11 protein-coding genes and 1 tRNA gene are annotated in these 16,881 nt (G+C 71.8%); 4 read left to right on the top strand and 8 right to left on the bottom strand.

The genetic code is table 11. The features are described 5' to 3' along the window. Positions 1-7 precede the first annotated feature (7 nt). Both JSX79_RS03790 and JSX79_RS03785 read right to left on the bottom strand, forming a co-directional pair. Positions 8-1,051 carry a glycosyltransferase family 2 protein gene (locus tag JSX79_RS03790; RefSeq protein WP_092384174.1) on the bottom strand — a complete coding sequence of 348 codons (1,044 nt, stop codon included), beginning with the start codon at positions 1,049-1,051 and terminating at the stop codon, positions 8-10. Between the two features lie 238 nt (positions 1,052-1,289). After that, complete coding sequence (locus tag JSX79_RS03785; protein ID WP_229085204.1) at positions 1,290-3,326, bottom strand: S1C family serine protease; 2,037 nt, start codon at positions 3,324-3,326, stop codon at positions 1,290-1,292. A 192-nt stretch (positions 3,327-3,518) separates the two neighbouring features. Here JSX79_RS03785 and JSX79_RS03780 point away from each other — a divergent pair, with 192 nt between their 5' ends. Further along, a complete protein-coding gene (locus JSX79_RS03780; protein ID WP_229085203.1) occupies positions 3,519-4,721 on the top strand; it encodes an aminotransferase class I/II-fold pyridoxal phosphate-dependent enzyme in 1,203 nt (400 codons plus the stop codon). Positions 4,722-5,108: 387 nt separating this feature from the next. Here JSX79_RS03780 and JSX79_RS03775 read toward each other — a convergent pair whose 3' ends face one another. The 4 genes from JSX79_RS03775 to JSX79_RS18575 all read right to left on the bottom strand — a co-directional run bounded on the left by JSX79_RS03775 (position 5,109) and on the right by JSX79_RS18575 (position 10,596). After that, positions 5,109-5,924 (bottom strand): carbon-nitrogen hydrolase family protein, encoded by an 816-nt coding sequence (locus JSX79_RS03775; RefSeq protein ID WP_229085202.1) that lies wholly within the window; start codon positions 5,922-5,924, stop codon positions 5,109-5,111. 184 nt (positions 5,925-6,108) lie between these two features. After that, positions 6,109-6,185 (bottom strand) — tRNA-Met (locus JSX79_RS03770). Positions 6,186-6,249: 64 nt separating this feature from the next. Continuing rightward, on the bottom strand, positions 6,250-9,246 hold the full coding sequence (locus JSX79_RS03765) for a UPF0182 family protein (protein ID WP_181015139.1): 2,997 nt from the start codon (positions 9,244-9,246) through the stop codon (positions 6,250-6,252). 240 nt (positions 9,247-9,486) lie between these two features. Next, positions 9,487-10,596, bottom strand: coding sequence for a PDZ domain-containing protein (locus tag JSX79_RS18575; RefSeq protein WP_229085201.1), 1,110 nt, complete (start codon positions 10,594-10,596; stop codon positions 9,487-9,489). 106 nt (positions 10,597-10,702) lie between these two features. On the opposite strand from JSX79_RS18575, the gene JSX79_RS03755 reads away from it, so the two are divergent. Both JSX79_RS03755 and JSX79_RS03750 read left to right on the top strand, forming a co-directional pair. Then, entirely contained in the window at positions 10,703-12,079 is a 1,377-nt protein-coding gene (locus JSX79_RS03755; RefSeq protein WP_070416680.1) for a zinc-dependent metalloprotease, read from the top strand. 59 nt (positions 12,080-12,138) lie between these two features. Beyond that, the gene (locus tag JSX79_RS03750) at positions 12,139-12,996 is read left to right on the top strand and encodes a hypothetical protein (RefSeq protein ID WP_229085200.1); all 858 of its coding nucleotides are present in this window, start codon (positions 12,139-12,141) and stop codon (positions 12,994-12,996) included. Here the strand turns inward: JSX79_RS03750 and JSX79_RS03745 are convergent. Next, positions 12,887-14,656, bottom strand: a complete 1,770-nt coding sequence (locus JSX79_RS03745) for an ATP-dependent helicase (RefSeq protein ID WP_229085199.1) — start codon at positions 14,654-14,656, stop codon at positions 12,887-12,889. The two genes, JSX79_RS03750 and JSX79_RS03745, sit on opposite strands and share 110 nt — an antisense overlap. Continuing rightward, entirely contained in the window at positions 14,653-15,588 is a 936-nt protein-coding gene (nudC, locus tag JSX79_RS03740; protein WP_229085198.1) for an NAD(+) diphosphatase, read from the bottom strand. The genes JSX79_RS03745 and nudC overlap by 4 nt, the downstream gene beginning before the upstream one ends. A gap of 108 nt (positions 15,589-15,696) precedes the next feature. On the opposite strand from nudC, the gene JSX79_RS03735 reads away from it, so the two are divergent. Then, complete coding sequence (locus JSX79_RS03735) at positions 15,697-16,695, top strand: phosphotransferase (protein WP_070416684.1); 999 nt, start codon at positions 15,697-15,699, stop codon at positions 16,693-16,695. Positions 16,696-16,881 lie beyond the last annotated feature (186 nt).

The following is a 16,881-nucleotide window of genomic DNA, read 5'->3' as shown; positions in this document are numbered from 1 at the left end:
GGTCAGGTCACCGTCCCGTGTGCGTGGTCAGCTCGGACGTCCGGGTCAGGAAGCCGATGATGAAGCCGAGTCCCCACCCGACGTGGATGCACGGCAGCACCACGACGAGCCAGAGGAGCGTCGGCAGCCCCGACCGCCGGGCGACCGCGACGGCCCCCAGCACGACGAAGACGATGTAGACGGCGGGCACCACGAAGCCGAGCAGCGCCCACGCCGCCCCCGTCCCGAGTGCGGCGCCGATGATCCCGACGATGCCGGCGACGATGCCGAGCGCCATCGCGGCGACCATGGCCGGGGGCACGAAGTAGCGCAGGCCGTTGTTGGCGGGGAACCGGCGGGCGAGCTCGCCGCGCCACAGCCCCGTGGCGACGAACTGCCGGACCAGACGCTTCAGGCTCGGCCGCGGGCGGTACGTGACGACGAGCTCCGGGGTGAACCACACCGTGCCACCGGTCTGCCGGAGGCGCCGGTTGAGCTCCCAGTCCTGGCCGCGCTTGATGCCCTCGTCGAACAGCCCGACCTCGAACAGTCGGTCACGCCGGAACACGCCGAGGTACGCCGTCTCGGCCGGACCGGCCTGGCCGCCGACGTGGTGGGGCGTGCCCCCGAGCCCGACGCGGCTGCCGTACGCGAGCGCCACGGCGCGTTCGAACGGGGTCCGCCCCTCGGCGCGCATGATCCCGCCGACGTTGTCCGCGCCCGACTCCTGCAGCACGCGCACGGCGATCCGCGTGTAGTCCTGCGGCAGCACCGAGTGCGCGTCGACACGGACCACGACGGGGTGCACGGACGCGCGGATCGCCACGTTCAGCCCGGCGGGCGTGGAGCCGGCGGGGTTCTCGATCGCGCGGATCCGCGGGTCGGCGGCGCTCATCTCGGCGACGAGTTCGTTCGTGCCGTCGATCGACGGGCCGAGGGCGAGGATGACCTCGAACGGACCGGAGTAGTCCTGCTCGAGCAGACTCTGGACGGCTGCCCGGACCTCGGTGACCTCGTTGAGGACGGGCATCACGTACGAGACGCCCGGCAGGGGCTGTCCGTCTGTCTGCATCGGTACCTCGGGGTCCTCACCTGGGTGCACGGGACGCACCGCGGACGGTGCCGCCCCGCAAGAGCGACCCTGAGCCTATCAAGTCGCCGCGGGTCGTCGGGGCGACCGGCAGACGGTCGGGAGGTGGGCCCCACCCGGCCGGTACCGGCGCGGCGCTGAGCCTGCGGAGCGTCGTGACGGCCGAGACGGGAGGGACGGTGCCAGCTGGCACCGCGCCTCCCGTCCGTCGCTGGTCGCGTCAGCCCTTGTACGTGCCGAGCGTGACGTCCGCCTCGCGCGTCTCACCGCCGCGGATGAAGGTGATCGTGGTCTTCGCGCCACCGGCGAAGTACCGCACCTGCGCCGTGAGGTCGGTCGCGTCGGACACCGTCGCTGAGCCGATCTTCGTGACCACGTCGCCCTTCTGCAGGCCGGCCTTGGCCGCCGCGCCACCGGACGACACCGACTTGATGAGGCCGCCCATCTGCGTGGCGTTCGCGTCCTCGGCGGCGTCGCCCACGGTCGCACCGAGCAGCCCGTGCGTGGCGGAGCCGTTGTCCTTGATCTCGTTCGCGACCCGCTTGACGAGGTTCGACGGGATCGAGAAGCCGACGCCGATGCTGCCGGACTGGCTCGACGACGAGTCGGACGAGCTGCCCGCGCTCGCGATGGCCACGTTGATGCCGATGAGCTTGCCCTTGGAGTCGAGCAGCGCACCACCCGAGTTTCCGGGGTTGATCGACGCGTCGGTCTGGATGACGGGCAGTGAGACGGTGCTGTTCGTCGACGAGTCGCTGCCGTTGCCGCCGTTGCCCCAGAAGTCGAAGGGACCGCCGCTCGAGCCGTTCCCGCCCTCGTTCGAGTCGCCGCCCTCGGTGGGAGCGCTCGAGGTGACCTGGATGCTGCGGCTCAGGGTCGAGACGATGCCGTCCGTCACCGTGTTCGACAGACCGAGCGGTGCACCGATCGCAACCGCGGTGTCGCCGACGTTGAGGTCGGACGAGTCCGCGAAGCTGATCGGCTTCATGTCGGTCGCGTCGATCTTGATGACCGCGAGGTCGACCGTCGGGTCCGTGCCGACGAGCTTCGCCGGGTAGATCTTGCCGTCCGAGGTGGTCACGGTGATCGTCCCGTTGGAGCTGTCGCCGTCGAGCGTCACCACGTGGGTGTTCGTGACGATGTAGCCGTCCTTGCTGAAGACGACGCCGGAACCGGTGCCGGCCTCGCTGCTCGACGAGACGTTGATCGTGACCACCGAGGGGGTCGCCTGGGCGGCCACCGCGGTGACGACTGTGGCGTTGTTGTAGTCGTTGACGGTGAGGTTGCCGCCGCCCTGCGCGCTCGAGGACCCGACGACGTTGCTGCCGCCCTGCGTGTTGGACGCTGCGAGCCAGCCGGCGCCGCCGCCGACGAGGCCCGCGATGACGACGCCGGCGATGATCGGGAGGGCGAGGCGGCCGCGACCGGTGCCGGTGCGGCGGCCGGGGGCTGCGGCTCCGGCGCCCGCTGCTCCGGCTCCTGCTGCTCCGGCGGCTCCGGTGTCGAAGTAGTGGCCGTTGCGCTGGTTCGAGCCGTCGACGTCGCCGAATGCGCTCGTGGGGGCCTGGGCGGACGGGGCTCCGGCGTACTCGGAGGCCGATGCCGGCGCCGAGGTCGGCTGGGCGTACTCGCCGTAGCGGGGCTGCTGGCCGTACTGCGCCTGCTGTCCGTACTGCGACTGGCCGTACTGCTGCCCGTACTGCTGCTGGCCGTACTGGGTCTGGCCGTACTGCTGCTGGCCGTACTGGGACTGCTGGGCGTGGTCGGTGCCGTACGGGGTGCCGTGCGCGCCGTACCCGGCCGGCGCCTGGCCGTACTGGCTCGTCTGGCCGTACTGGTTGGTCTGGCCGTTCTGGTCCGGCTGGCCGTACTGGCTCGTCTGGCCGTACGGGTTGGGCTGGCCGTTCTGGTCCGGCTGGCCGTACTGGCTCGTCTGACCGTACTGGCTCGTCTGGCCGGCGTCGGAGTCGTGCTGGGACAGCGTCGGGTACGGCGCCGTGTACCGGTCGGTCGGGTGGTCGTTCGAGGCCGCGATGACGTCGGTGTCGCTCGCGGGAGCGATCACGTCGGTGTGGTCCGCGGAGCCGTCGTTCGGCGAACGGTCGCTCGTCGGAGCATCGCTGCTCGGAGCGTCGTCGCGGAACGCGTGGTCGAAGTGCTCGGAGTCGTTCGGCGAAGCGTCCTCGGATGCGGCCTTCGCGGCCGCGTCGTCCGGACGGATGTCGTCGCCCTGCCCGTTGGGCGTGGTGTCGGTCATGCTGGACGTGCTCCTTTCAAGCTCGTGCAGTCTGTCGCACCCACCTGAGCGGTGCTCCTGGTGACGCTGCAAGCGACCTATGGCGATCTTATGCGTGGGCTGTGCGGCCGTTCCCGAGATGCCCTCGGCCCGGCCGCTAGGTTGGGGTCCGTTCAGCGCCGCGAGTGCGGTCGACACCTCGGAGGGAACCACATGCGTCACGCAGGACCCTGGTTGCGAGCAGCAGAGGGAGCGATGCTCCTCGGCCCGGACGGCGTCCCCGCGCCGACGGTGTTCGCCGAGATGAGTGCGCTCGCGGCGGCCACGGGCGCGGTCAACCTCGGGCAGGGCTTCCCGGACGAGGACGGTCCCGCCGAGGTCCTCGAGGCAGCGGTCGCAGCCATCCGCGATGGCGTCAACCAGTACCCGCCCGGACGCGGGACCCCGGACCTCCGGGCGGCCGTCAGCGAGCACCAGGCCCGGTGGTACGGCCTGGAGGTCGATCCCGACCGCCAGGTGCTCGTCACCGCCGGCGCGACCGAGGCCCTCGCCGCGACACTCCTCGCCCTGGTGGAGCCCGGCGACGAGGTCATCACCTTCGAACCGTTCTACGACGCATACGGCGCGCTCATCGGTCTCGCCGGCGGGACCCACGTGACGGTGCCGTTGCGGGCGCCCGACTTCCTCCCGGACGAGGACGCCCTCCGCGCCGCGTTCTCTGACCGGACCCGTGCGGTGCTCGTGAACACCCCGCACAACCCGACCGGCCGTGTCCTCCCGACGGAGGTGCTCACCACGATCGTCGAACTGGCCACGAAGTACGACGCCGTGATCGTCACCGACGAGGTGTACGAGCACCTGACCTTCGACGTCCCGCACGTCCCGATCGCCACCCTGCCCGGTGCCGCCGATCGCACCGTGACCATCTCGAGCGCTGGGAAGACCTTCAGCACCACCGGCTGGAAGATCGGCTGGCTCACGGCGGCACCGGCGCTCGTCGACGCGATCACCACCGTGAAGCAGTTCCTGACGTTCGTGAACGGCGCGCCCTTCCAGCCCGCGGTTGCGACCGGGCTCCGGCTGCCGGACAGTGTGTTCGCCGGCATCGCCGCCGAGCTGTCCGCCAAGCACGACCTGCTCGCCGCGGGACTCCGAGCGGCCGGCTTCGAGGTGATGCGCCCGGACGGCGGGTACTTCGTCATCGCCGACGCGGCCGCACTCGGGTACGAGGACGCCCGGGCGTTCTGCCTGCAGCTCCCCGTGCTCGCCGGGGTGGTCGGCGTCCCGGTCTCGGCGTTCGTCCGGCCCGATCACGCCGACGGCTACCGGTCACTCGTGCGGTTCGCCTTCTGCAAGCGGCGCTCGGTGCTCGAGGACGCCGCCGCTCGGCTCGCCGGTCTCGCCCTGCGCGGCTGACTCCCCCGCGGTCGGGCGGGCCGGACCCGCCCGCCACCGCGAGCGGGCGGTATCAACCCGACCCGTGCCTCCAGGCCCACGCATTTCGCCCGCTCGGCACCAGCGCCACCGCGCCCCACCACGAGCGGGCGGAACAGTGCCCGCCCGCGCCCGCCGAGCGGCGCATTTCGCCCGCTCGCCGCGAGCGCCACCGCGCCCCACCGCGAGCGGGCGGAACAGTGCCCGCCCGCTCCGCCGGGCCCACGCATTTCGCCCGCTCGGCACGAGCGCCGCCGCGCCCCAACGCGAACGGGCGGAATCGGATCCGCTCGCGCCTCCAGAGGGGCGCATTTCGCCCGCTCGCGGGGGCGCAAATGCGCACACTTCGCCCGCCCAACGCCGCGCGGGTCAGGGGCGGGGCGTGACCTCGTAGCGGCGGAGCGCCAGCGACGGGTTCGTGCGGCGCACGGCGTCCGTCACGGCGGTGTCGATCCCCGCGACGAGCATCCCCGGGACCGCCCCGGCAGCGGCGACCGCGACGCCCGAGGGGTCGAGGACGACCGAGCCTCCGATGCCGATCGGCGGCGTCTGTCCCACCCCGACCACCCACACGGTGTTCTCGATGGCACGGGCGGTGAGCAGCGATCTCCAGTGGTGCTCCTTGCCGGGGCCTCGGACCCACTCGGCGGGCAGGACCACGACGTCGGCGGCGCCGTGTTCGGGTGCGGCCAGGCGCCGGGTGACCTCGGGGAACCGGAGGTCGTAGCAGGTCTCGAGGCCGACGCGCAGCCCGCCGAGCTCGAACACCGGCAGCTGTTCGGGGTCGCCGGACTCGATGTGGTCCGACTCCTTCGAGCCGAACGCGTCGTAGAGGTGCACCTTCCGGTACGTCGCAGCGATCGACCCGTCGGGCAGGACCGCGACGAGGGTGTTCCGGAAGCGGTCCGGGACGTCAGCGGCTTCGGCGATGCCGACGACGAGGGCGATGCCGACCTCGCGGGCGACGGCCTGCAGACCGGTGACGAACGGACCGTCGAGCGGTTGGGCGGCGGCCACGAACCGGTCGTCGATCTCGGCGGTGAAGTACGAGGTGTACTCCGGCGTGACGAGGAGGTCGGCATGTCGGGCGGCGGCGTCGACTGCCGCGGCGCGGACGGTCTCGAGGTTCGCGACGGGGTCGTCCACGGGTGCGAACTGCGCCGCGGCGACGGTGAGGGTGCCCATCCGCCGAGCGTACCGGGCGGCCCGAGACTCGGCTCCGCGGACGTTCCTCGCGCAGTGCGGGCGCGAAACTGTCCGCCCGGCCGAGACTCGGCGCCGCCCACCCGCACACGCACCCACCGGCACGCCAGCACCGCACACGAAGAAGGCCCCGGTCCGACTGGACCGGGGCCTTCTCTGTGACGCTTGGTTGCGGGGGCAGGATTTGAACCTACGACCTCTGGGTTATGAGCCCAGCGAGCTACCGAACTGCTCCACCCCGCGGCACGTTGAACAGCCTACACGGGGCCGTGGCGGGGCACAAATCGAGTGCCCCGCCACGGTGTGTCTAGTTCCCGCCCTCGGCCTCGGTGGCGGCCTGGATCGCGTCCTGCAGCCGCTGGTCGGCCTCGGCAGCGGCGACCAGGTCGTTGTCCGCGTAGGCGTCCTGGCGGTCCTGCAGCGCCTGCTTGGCGTCGTTCAGGGCCTTCTGCAGCGCGGCGTTGTCGACCGTGCCGGAGCCGGACGAGCCCGAGGACGCACCGGAGTCGGAACCCGACGACCCGGAGTCCGACGAACCCGAGTCGGAACCCGACGACGCACCCGAGTCACCCGAGTCACCCGAGCCACCCGACGCACCGGAGTCACCGGCCGACGCACCCGAGTCGCCACCGAAGAGGCTGTTGAGCGCCTCGTCGAGGGTGTCCTCGAACGCGATCTTGTCGCCGAACGCCACGAGCACCTTCTGCAGCAGCGGGTACGAGCCGCTCGACGTCGACTGCACGTACACGGGCTGCACGTAGAGGAAGCCGCCACCCACCGGGAGCGTGAGCAGGTTGCCCTGCTTCACGGTCGAGTTCCCGCGCTTCAGGATGTTCAGCTCCTGCGAGACGGTCGAGTCACCGTTGAAGAGACTCTGCACCTGCCCGGGCCCGGGGATGTTGTCCGTCTTCGGCATCGTCAACAGCGTGAGCTTGCCGTAGCCGGACCCCTTCTTGCCCTTCCCCGCGCCTCCGGCATCGGAGTCCACCGCGAGGTACCCGGTCAGCACGTTCCGGTTGTTCGCCCCGGCCGACTGCTGCGGGATGTAGGTCGTGTACAGCGTGTACGCGGTCCCCTGCCCCGGCACCTTCATCGTGAGGTAGTACGGGTCCTGCAGGTTGCCCTTGGCCGTCGTCGTGGTGGTCGCCCCGAGCGCGTTCGTGCCCGAGTTGGTCGTGGTCGACGCGTCCGAGGTGTCGGTGTCGTTCGTCCCCGAGGTCGGTTCCTGCGGCACGTTCCAGGCGTCGTCACCCGAGTAGAACGAGTTCGCGTTCGTGACGTGGTAGGTGCCGAGGATCGACCGCTGCACCTTGAACAGGTCGGTCGGGTACCGCACGTGGTCGAGCAGCTCCGCGCTCATGCTCGACACGGGCTTCGTCGCCGTCGGGAAGATCTTCTGCCACGTCTTGAGCACCGGGTCCTTGGTGTCCCAGGCGTAGAGCGTCACCTTGCCCGTGTACGCGTCGACCGTGGCCTTCACCGAGTTCCGGATGTAGTTGACCTGGTCGGTCCGGTACGCCGAGCTCTCGGCACCCGCGATCGTGTCGGAGAGGCTCTGGCTCTGCGAGTACGGGTACGCGTCGCTCGTCGTGTAGCCGTCGACGACCCACTGGATGCGGTGGTCGACGATCGCCGGGTACGCGTCGTTGTCGAGCGTCAGGTACGGCGCGACCTTCTGCACGCGGGTGATCGGGTCGCGGTCGTAGAGGATCTGCGAGTCCTGGTTCACAGCGTTCGACAGCAGGATCTGCTCGGACTGGAACTTCGCGGCGTAGACGAGCCGGTTGAAGAAGTTGCCGATGCTCGGGCCGCCGTCGCCGGCGTACGTCGTCGTGGCGTTGCCGCCGCTGTCGTCGTTCTCGTCCGAGCCGGACGGGTAGTCGAGCTCGACGTTCTTCGAGCCCTTCGGCGCACCGACGATCGAGTACGCCGGCGAGGTCTCGCCGAAGTACACGCGCTGCTGGAAGTCGCCGAGGGCACCGTTGGACGGGATCCCCGACTCGAGGAACACCGGCTTGCCGTCGCTGGCGCGCTGGTTGCCGTACGCCGCCGTCACGCCGTAGCCGTGCGTGTAGACGAAGGCACGGTTGTACGGGGTGTTCGCCTGCGCGCTGAGGCCGTCGAGGTCGATGTCGCGGACCGCGATCACGGTGTCCTCGGTCTCGCCCTTGACGTCGTAGCGGTCGACGTCGAGCTCCTTCGGGAACTGGTAGTACTGCCGGTACTGCTGCAGCTGGCTGAAGGTGTCCGAGACGATCTTCGGGTCGATCAGGCGGATGTTCGCCGTCGTCTGGGCGTCCTGCGCGAGGGCGCCGGAGCTCGCCTCGGTCGTCGCGTCGTAGTTCTGCTCCTGGACACCCGCGACACCGTAGGCGTCACGGGTCGCCTTGATGTTCCGCTCGATGTACGCGGACTCGAACGTCCGCTCCGAGGGCTTCACCTGCAGGCGCTGGACGATCCACGGGTAGATGCCGCCGATGACGATCGCCGCGACGAGCAGCAGCCCGGTGCCGACGATCGAGATGCGCCAGCGGCCGATGACCGCGGTCACGATGAAGAGGATCGCCACGATCGCGGCGATGCCCGCCATGATCTCGCGACCCGGGATGACGGCGTTCACCTCGGTGTACTGCGCACCGGTGATGAGCGAGTTCGACTTCGTCAGCGCGGCGTACTGGTCGAGCCAGAGGCTCACGGCCTGCAGCGCGACGTAGACGGCGGCGGTGATCGCGAGCTGGATGCGCGCGGCCTTCGAGATCCGGACCTCGCGACCGCCGAAGCGCATCGCGCCGTACAGGTAGCACGCGGCGAGCGCGGCCAGCCCGGCGATGAGCACCACGGCCGACGAGTACGCCACGATCGCGCGCCAGAACGGCAGTTCGAACACGTAGAAGCCGATGTCGAGCCCGAACTGCGGGTCGGTCTTGCCGAACGGCGTCCGGTTGAAGTACTCGAGCACCATGGTCCACCGGCCGGCGGTCGACAGCCCGGCGAAGATGCCGAGCACGACCGGGATCCCGATCATGACGGCACGGCGCAGCGGCTCGATGACCTGCTGGTACCGGTCGAGCTGCGAGTTGAGCTTCGCGTAGACCGGCCGGAACCGGAACGCGATCGCGATGCTCGCGTAGACGGGCACCGCCATCCCGAGGAACCCGGCGAGGAACATCAGGGTCCCGGCGATCCACCGCGTGGTCAGGACCTGCTGGAAGCCGAGCTGCGCGAACCACGCGTAGTCGGTGTACAGGCTCGCGAAGATGAAGAAGGCGATCACCAGTGCGGCCAGCACGATGATCGTGACCACGATCGGGACCCGCGGCGAACGCCGCCCCGAGGTGGACGAGGTTGTCGTCACTTGATGTGCTCCAGACGTGTCGAACCGGCGGGCCCGGCGCGGCGGGCCGTCAGTGCATCGATCCTATGTGGCGCGAGCACCCCTGAAACTGTACGGAGACTCAGGATGGTGGGTCGCGCCTCCTGGAACACGGTTCGGGAGGCACGGATCGCGACGGCCGCGGAGGTCGCCCGGAGCGCGTGGGCGGGTCTACGACGTGCAGCGCGCGAGCTTCGCGGTGCTCTTGCCGGAGGCGATCGTCTGCAGGTCGGTGACCGCCTGGTCGAGCGTGGCGACCTTGTAGACGTCGAGTCCGTCCGGGACGTGGCCGACGACCTCGCCGCAGTTGTCGGCCGGCGCGAGGAAGACGGTCGCGCCGGCGTCCTTCGCGCCGTACAGCTTCTGCCGGATGCCGCCGATCGCGCCGACCTCGCCGTCGGCGGTGATCGTGCCGGTGCCGGCGACGTGCTTGCCGCCGTTGAGCTTGCCCGGCGTGATCTCGTCGATGATCCCGAGGGCGAACATCATCCCGGCCGACGGGCCGCCGACGTCCTGGAGCTCGATGGAGACGCGGAACGGGAAGTCGTACTGCTCGGTCACGCCCACGCCGATCAGGGCCGTGCCCTGTTCGCTCCGCGGGGTCAGCTCGACCGTCTTCTCGGCGCCGTCGCGTTCGACGACGACCGTCGCCGGGCCCGAGGTGCCGTGCTTCGCGACCAGCTCACGGAGCGAGGTCGCGTCGGCGTTCTCGGTGAGCGAGGTCCCGTCGAAGGAGCGGATGACGTCGCCCTTCTCGATGACGCCGTCGGCTGCCGAGCCCTTCTGGACCGTGCCGACCTCGAGGTCGGTGGGCAGCTCGTACCCCTGCTGGATGAGCGCCGCGGCCACGGCGGACTGCTGCGACTGCTGCATGTCGGCGGTGTCCTGCTGGTTGACCTGGTCGGTGGTGACGCCCTCGGGGTAGATCGCGGACGCCGGGATGACCGCCTCGGACTTCGTGAAGAGTGCCCGGATGACGCTCGTCCAGGAGGGGCGGTTCGTGGCGTCGCCCTGGATGCCGACGGTGAGCATGTCGAGTGCACCGGCGGTGGGGTAGGTCGGGTGGCCGTCGACCTGGATGAGCTTGACCTGCTTCGCGTCCTTGCCCGTGCCCTGCTCCTGGGTCCCGATGGTGTTGTACACCGGGCCGGGGACCTCGATCAGGTAGGGGCTCGGCAGCAGGCTGGCGAGGAGCCCGAGGACGACGGCACCGATCACGAACGCCCAGCCGACGGTCCGGGAACGGGGACGACGACGGGGCTCGGCGGCGAAGAGGGTCACGAGAACGTCCTTCCACGGGGGCTGTTCGCCCTCGGCGCAGCGGTTCGGGCGTTCCCACGGGGGCGTCCCAGGCGCGGCCCCGTGAGCAGCGATTAGCGTAGTCGTCATGCCTGATGAACCGCAGCCGGGGCCGGACGACGACTTCCAGGAGATGCTCCGGAAGCTCCTCTCCGGCGAGGGCCAGATCGACCCGTCGCAGCTCGCCGGTGCCGCCGGACTGCCGAACGACCCGGCCTTCGTCGCGAACCTGATGAGCCAGCTGCAGCGTGCCGCGCAGTCGGGCGGTGACGGCATCGACTTCTCCGTCGCGTCCGAGCGCGCCACCGCGATCGCCCGTGAGGGCGGCCACCCGGTCGACCCCGCGACCTCGCAGGCGGCCGACCAGGCGTTCCAGGTCGCGGCGCTCTGGCTGGACGAGGCCACCTCGGTCGCCGAGCTCACCGCGACGCCGAGCCTCTACACGCGCGAGCAGTGGGCGAAGGCGACGACGCCGGTGTGGGCGCAGATCGCCGAACCCGTGGCGCTGAGCATCTCGAACGCCCTGACCGAGGCGATCGAGCAGCGTGCCCCCGAGCAGCTCAAGGCGATGCTCGGCGACGTCTCGAAGGCGATGCGCGGCGTCGGCGGCGCACTGTTCGCGATCCAGCTCGGCCAGGTCGTCGGGCAGCTCTCGAAGGAGGTCGTGTCCGGCGGCGACGTCGGCGTGCCGCTCCTCGACGAGCAGGTCGCCGCACTCCTGCCGCAGAACGTGGCCGAGTTCGCCGAGGGGCTCGACGTGCCCGAGGACGAGGTCCGCATCTACCTGGCCGTCCGGGAACTCGCGCACGCACGGCTGTTCCGTTCGGCCCGCTGGCTCCGCCTGCACATCATCTCGTCGATCACCGACTACGCGCGGGGCATCCACATCCCGTTCGACCGCGTCGAGGAGCTCGCGTCCGAGATCGACCCGACGAACCAGGAGCAGCTCCGGGACGCCCTCGCGTCCGGTGCCCTGATCCCGCCGCGCACCGAGGAGCAGGAGGCCGCCCTCGCCCGCCTCGAGACGATGCTCGCGCTCGTCGAGGGCTGGGTCGACACCGTGACCGCCGCCGCCACCGAGCGCCTGCCGAAGTCCGGCGCGATCGCGGAGATGGTCCGTCGTCGTCGTGCGGCCGGTGGTCCGGCCGAGTCGGCGTTCGCGACCCTCGTCGGCCTCGAACTGCGTCCCCGTCGCCTCCGCGAAGCCGCGGCGATGTGGCAGCGGGTCACCGACGAGCTCGGCACCGAGCAGCGCGACGCGCTCTGGTCGCACTTCGACGCGGTCCCGACCTCGGACGACATCGACGCGCCGGACGCCTTCGTGGCCCGGCTGCGCAACCCCGGCCGCTCCGCCGAGGACGACGAGTTCGACAAGGCGCTCGAAGACCTGCTCAACGACGCCACCGGTGACCGTCCGCGCGAGGACGAGTCCGGCAACGTCGACGAGGGCGACGCCCCGAAGTAGTTCTCCACAGATCCGCTGTCCCTGCCCCGCGCGGGCGTCTGGTCCGCCAGCGTGGGGGCATGGGCATCCGCATCGATCCGACCCTCGAGTTCGTCTGGCGCGACCCGGCCACCGTCCAGCTCGGGGTCGATCCGCCGCGCGCCGTCGTGCCGGTCCCGAGTACGGCCGAGGAACGGTTCCTGTGCGCACTCCGCCGCGAGACCGGCCGTGACGCGCTTTCCGGGGTCGCCGCGGCGAGCGGGTGTCCGCCCGGTCTCGCCGCGCGCGTCCTCGGGGATGCCTCGCCCGCGGTCGTCGACGTCCTGCCGGAACCGCTGGCCCGGGTCGAGGTGCACGGCACCGGGACCCTGCCGGACGCGGTCGCCGAACTGCTCTCGGGCGAGGGCGTCACGGTCGCACGCACGACGGCGCCGCGGGGCGGACCGGTGACCGTCCCCGACCCGGATCCCCAGCTCGCCGTGGTGGTTGCCGACCACGTCGTCGACCCGGCGGTCCGCGCGGCCTGGACCCGGCGGGGCACCGCGCACCTGCCGGTCGTCGTCGGGGACGGACGCGTGCGCCTCGGGCCGTTCGTCGTCCCGGGTTCCGGGCCGTGCCTCCAGTGCGTCGAGTACGCGCACGTCGACGACGACCCGTGCTGGCCGGCCATCGCGGCGCAGGTGTGGGGCCGCCCCGCGGCACCGCTCTCGCCCTACCGGATCGCGGCGGTCGCGGCGGCGGCGACCCGGATGCTCCTCGAACGGCTGCCGTCCCGAACCCAGCACCCCGGTCCGGACCAACTGGTCTTCGACCGCGACGACCTGTCGGTCAGTCGACTCCCGGTGACGTTCCATCCGCGCTGTTCGTGCCGAGCGCTGCCAGGAACCGACTCGCCACCCGGGCTCCCCCACGCGTGGAACCCTGTCGCGACCACGTGACCGTCACCGACCGGCGGGCACGGGTCAGCCCGACGTAGAAGAGCCGGCGTTCCTCGTCGATCTCGGCGTCGGTCGTTGCGTACGAGATCGGGAGCAGCCCCTCGGCCACACCGATCACCACGACGTGCGGCCACTCCAGGCCCTTGGACGAGTGCAGCGTGGCGAGGGTCACGGCGTCCAGCTCCGGCTCGTGGTGCGTCGCGGCACGGTCCACCAGGTCCTGCGTGAACTGCTGCATCGTCGTGCCGGCGGGAGCGTCCTCGGCGAGGCCCATGATCGCCTGCAGCGCTTCCCACTGCTCGCGCACGGCGCCGGTGCCCTCCGGTGGCGTCGGCGTCCACCCGCTCACCTGCAGCACGAGGCCGACCCGCCGGGTGAGCTCGTCGTCGGTCTGCCGGACGGCCTCGCCCCGCATGTGGTGCACCGCGAGCTTGACCTCGGGGCGGTCGAAGAAGCGGGTGCCGCCCTGGACCCGGTACGGGATGCCCGCGCGTCCGAGCGCCGACTCGACCGCGGCGGCCTGGGCGCCGAGGCGGTAGAGCACCGCGACGTCCCCGTAGGACGCGCCCGAGGCCGGGTCGGCGACCAGCGACGCGATGGTCCGGGCGACCGTCTGCGCCTCGTCGCCGTCGTGCACGCACGCCAGCACCTCGGGCCGTGGTCCGGGCTCGGTGTGCTGCGCGACGAGGTCGAGGGCGCCCGGTTGCCCGCGCATGAGCGCGTTCGCGGCGTGCACCACCTCGCGCGTGGAGCGGTAGTTCCGCTCGAGCCGCAGCACGGATCCGCGGGGGAACTCCGAGCCGAAGCCGAGCAGGTAGCGACTCGACGCCCCCGCGAACGAGTAGATCGTCTGGCTGGCGTCGCCGACGACGCAGACGTCGTCCCGACCGCCGAGCCACGCGCGCAGCAGGTCGTGCTGCACGGGCGAGACGTCCTGGTACTCGTCCACGACGAAGAAGCGGTACTGCTGCCGGACGTACGACGCCACCCGCGGCTCGGACTCCACCATGCCGAGCGTCGCGAGCAGGACGTCCTCGAAGTCGAGCTGCCGCCGGTCGTCCTTGAGCTGCTCGTACGCGCGCATGAGGTCGAGGACCCGGCGCGGCGGGGTGTCACGCGGCATGACCCGTTCGGCCGCCGCGGCCTCGTACTCGTCGTACGAGAACATCTGGACCTTCCGCCACTCGACCTCGCCGGCCAGGTCGCGGAGCGTCGGGGTGTCCACCCGCAGGCCGACCGTGTCCGCCGCGTGCGCGATCATCCGGCCCTTGGACTCGACGATCTTCGGGGCGTGGCCGCCGACGGTGTCCGGCCAGAAGTAGCTGAGCTGCGCCATCGCCGCGGCGTGGAACGTGCGGGCCTGCACCGTGCCCGCCCCGAGGGAGCGCAGCCGCGACCGCAGTTCGCCGGCCGCCCGGGTGGTGAAGGTCAGGGCGAGGACGTGGTTCGGCGCGTAGGTGCCGGTCGCGACGCCGTACGCGATGCGGTGCGTGATGGCGCGGGTCTTGCCGGTGCCGGCGCCGGCGAGGACGGCCACGGGACCGAGCAGGGTCCGGGCGACGGTGCGCTGTTCGGCGTCGAGGGCGGCGAGGAGCTCGTCCGGCGACGGCGGTCGGAGCGGCTCGGCCCCGGCCCCGGCCCCGGCGGCGGCGCTGCTCACGGCAGGTCCAGCGGCCCGCCGTACCACTCTTCGATGATGGCGCGGGCGATCGACGTCTTGCCCGGCAGCAGCAGGGTGTCGCCCGCACGCTCCCGGATCTCGTCGCGCGAGAACCACCGGACGTCGAGGATCTCCACGCCGTCCGGCCGGGCCGTCGTCGGGTCCCCGTCCACCGCACGAGCGCGAAAGCCGAGCATGAGCGACGCCGGGAACGGCCACGGCTGCGAGCCGAGGTACTCGGGTTCCTCGACGCGGACGCCGGACTCCTCCCAGACCTCGCGCCGGACGGCGTCCTCGAGCGACTCCCCCGGCTCGACGAAGCCCGCGAGCAGCGAGTACCGGTCCGCGTCCCACGCCGCGTTCGACCCGAGCAGGATCCGATCGTCGGCGTCGGTGACCCCGACGATGATCGCCGCGTCGGTGCGCGGGAAGTGCTCGTGCCCCTCGGGATCGCGGCGCACCCAGCCGCCGGTGACCACGTCGGTCGCGGACCCGGTGCGGGGCGAGAAGCCGTGCACGGCGTGCCAGTTCGCCATCGCCACGGCCTCGACCGCGAGGCCCTGGTCGCGCGGCGACAGCTCGGTCCCGAACATCCGCAGGCTCTCCCACGCGTCGTCGGCCGGTTCGATCCGGGCGGAGGTCTCGGCGTCGAGGAACGCGGCGACGAACCGGGTGCCGGCGGGCGCATCGGGGGCGTCGGAGACGGCGCGACCGAGGTACAGCGTCACCGCGTCGACCGGCACGGCATCGGCGGAGACGAAACGGAGGGTGCCGTCGGCGTTCCGCAGCATCTCGGAGCCGCGGACGGGCAGGTACCGGGTCGACGGGTCGTCCCGCAGCACCCGGTCGAGGTCGTCCGTCGTGCGGAACTCCGCGTCGCGGTCGAGGTCGTTGCGGGAGAGGGGCAGCCTCGCGGCGAACTCGACGGTCACGGCAGGGGGCTCCTCGGGTCGGATCGGGTCGGCGGTGCGGGAGCCCGGGCTGCCGCGGGCCAGCGTGGCGCACGCTCGACCACCGGCTGCGGACCTACCCTGAGGGGCATGGCGGGATCCCAGTTCACTCTAGCCGCGTTGGCGACCACGGCCGTCTCAGGCCTCGTCGTCACGGGCACGCGCACGCTCGGCTCGGCCGCGTCCGGGGACTACGAGTCGGCCGTCCTCCGCGACGCCGACGGCGCCTGGTCCGCGATCCGCCGCCCACGCAACCAGCGGGCCGAGGCCCGACAGTCCGCCGACCTCGTCGCGATCCGGGCGCTGAGCGCCGGGATCCGCACGCGCCTCCCGTTCGGCGTCGCCGAGTACCGCGGACAAGCGCCGATCGGCTCGACCCGCGCCATCGTCACCTCGTACCTGCCCGGGACGCACCCGAAGCTGCAGGCCCTCGTCGAACGACCGGAGCTCGCGACCAGCGTCGGCCGGGCGATCGCAGCGATCCACCAGCTGCCGACGAGCTTCGTCACCGACGCCGGGCTGCCGTCCCTCACCCCGTTCGAGGTCCTGCGCTCCGCCGTCTCCGTGATGGACCGCGCGGTCGCCACGAAGCTCGTCCCGGCGGCGCTCAAGGAGCGGTGGGAGGGCGCGGCACGCGACCAGCAGCTCTGGCAGTTCACGCCCACCGTCGTGCACGGGTCGCTCGGCACCGAGACGATCCTGGTCTCCGGTGACGACGTCTCCGGCGTCATCGACTGGGGCGAGCTGCGGCTCGGCGACCCGGCGAAGGACCTCGCGTGGGTGCTCGCCGGCCGCAAGGACGCGTTCGACACCGTCCTCAGCGCGTACGAGGCGAACGGCGGCGGGCGGGACCGGCAGCTCGCGCAGCGCGCGCGGGTGCACCACGAGCTCGAGACCGCGCAGTGGCTGCTGCACGGCGTGCAGGTGAAGAGCACCGAGGTCGTCGACGACGCGGTCGCGATGATGCACCGGCTGGTGGACGCGGTCCAGACGCCGAGCGCGGCACCGCTGCAGTCGGTCTCGCCGGAGACGATGGAGATCGGCGAGGTCGAGCAGCTGCTGTCGTCGACCGAGCGTCGGCACGGCTGACGCGCTTCGGCGCGGCTGCCGCATCGGCGCGGCTGACCCGTGTCGGCACGGCTGACGCGCTTCGGCGCGGCTGACGCGTGACGGCCCTGGAGGCGCGGCTCGCCCCCGCCCCGTCGCCGGCGGTCCGCCGCGCCACCGGTCCGGATCGAACCACGGTTCCGACATCGAACCAGCGTCCGTGCGTGG

Source organism: Curtobacterium sp. GD1 (assembly GCF_020882855.1).
Lineage (GTDB): Bacteria > Actinomycetota > Actinomycetes > Actinomycetales > Microbacteriaceae > Curtobacterium.
This window is presented reverse-complemented; position numbering and strand designations above follow the sequence as displayed.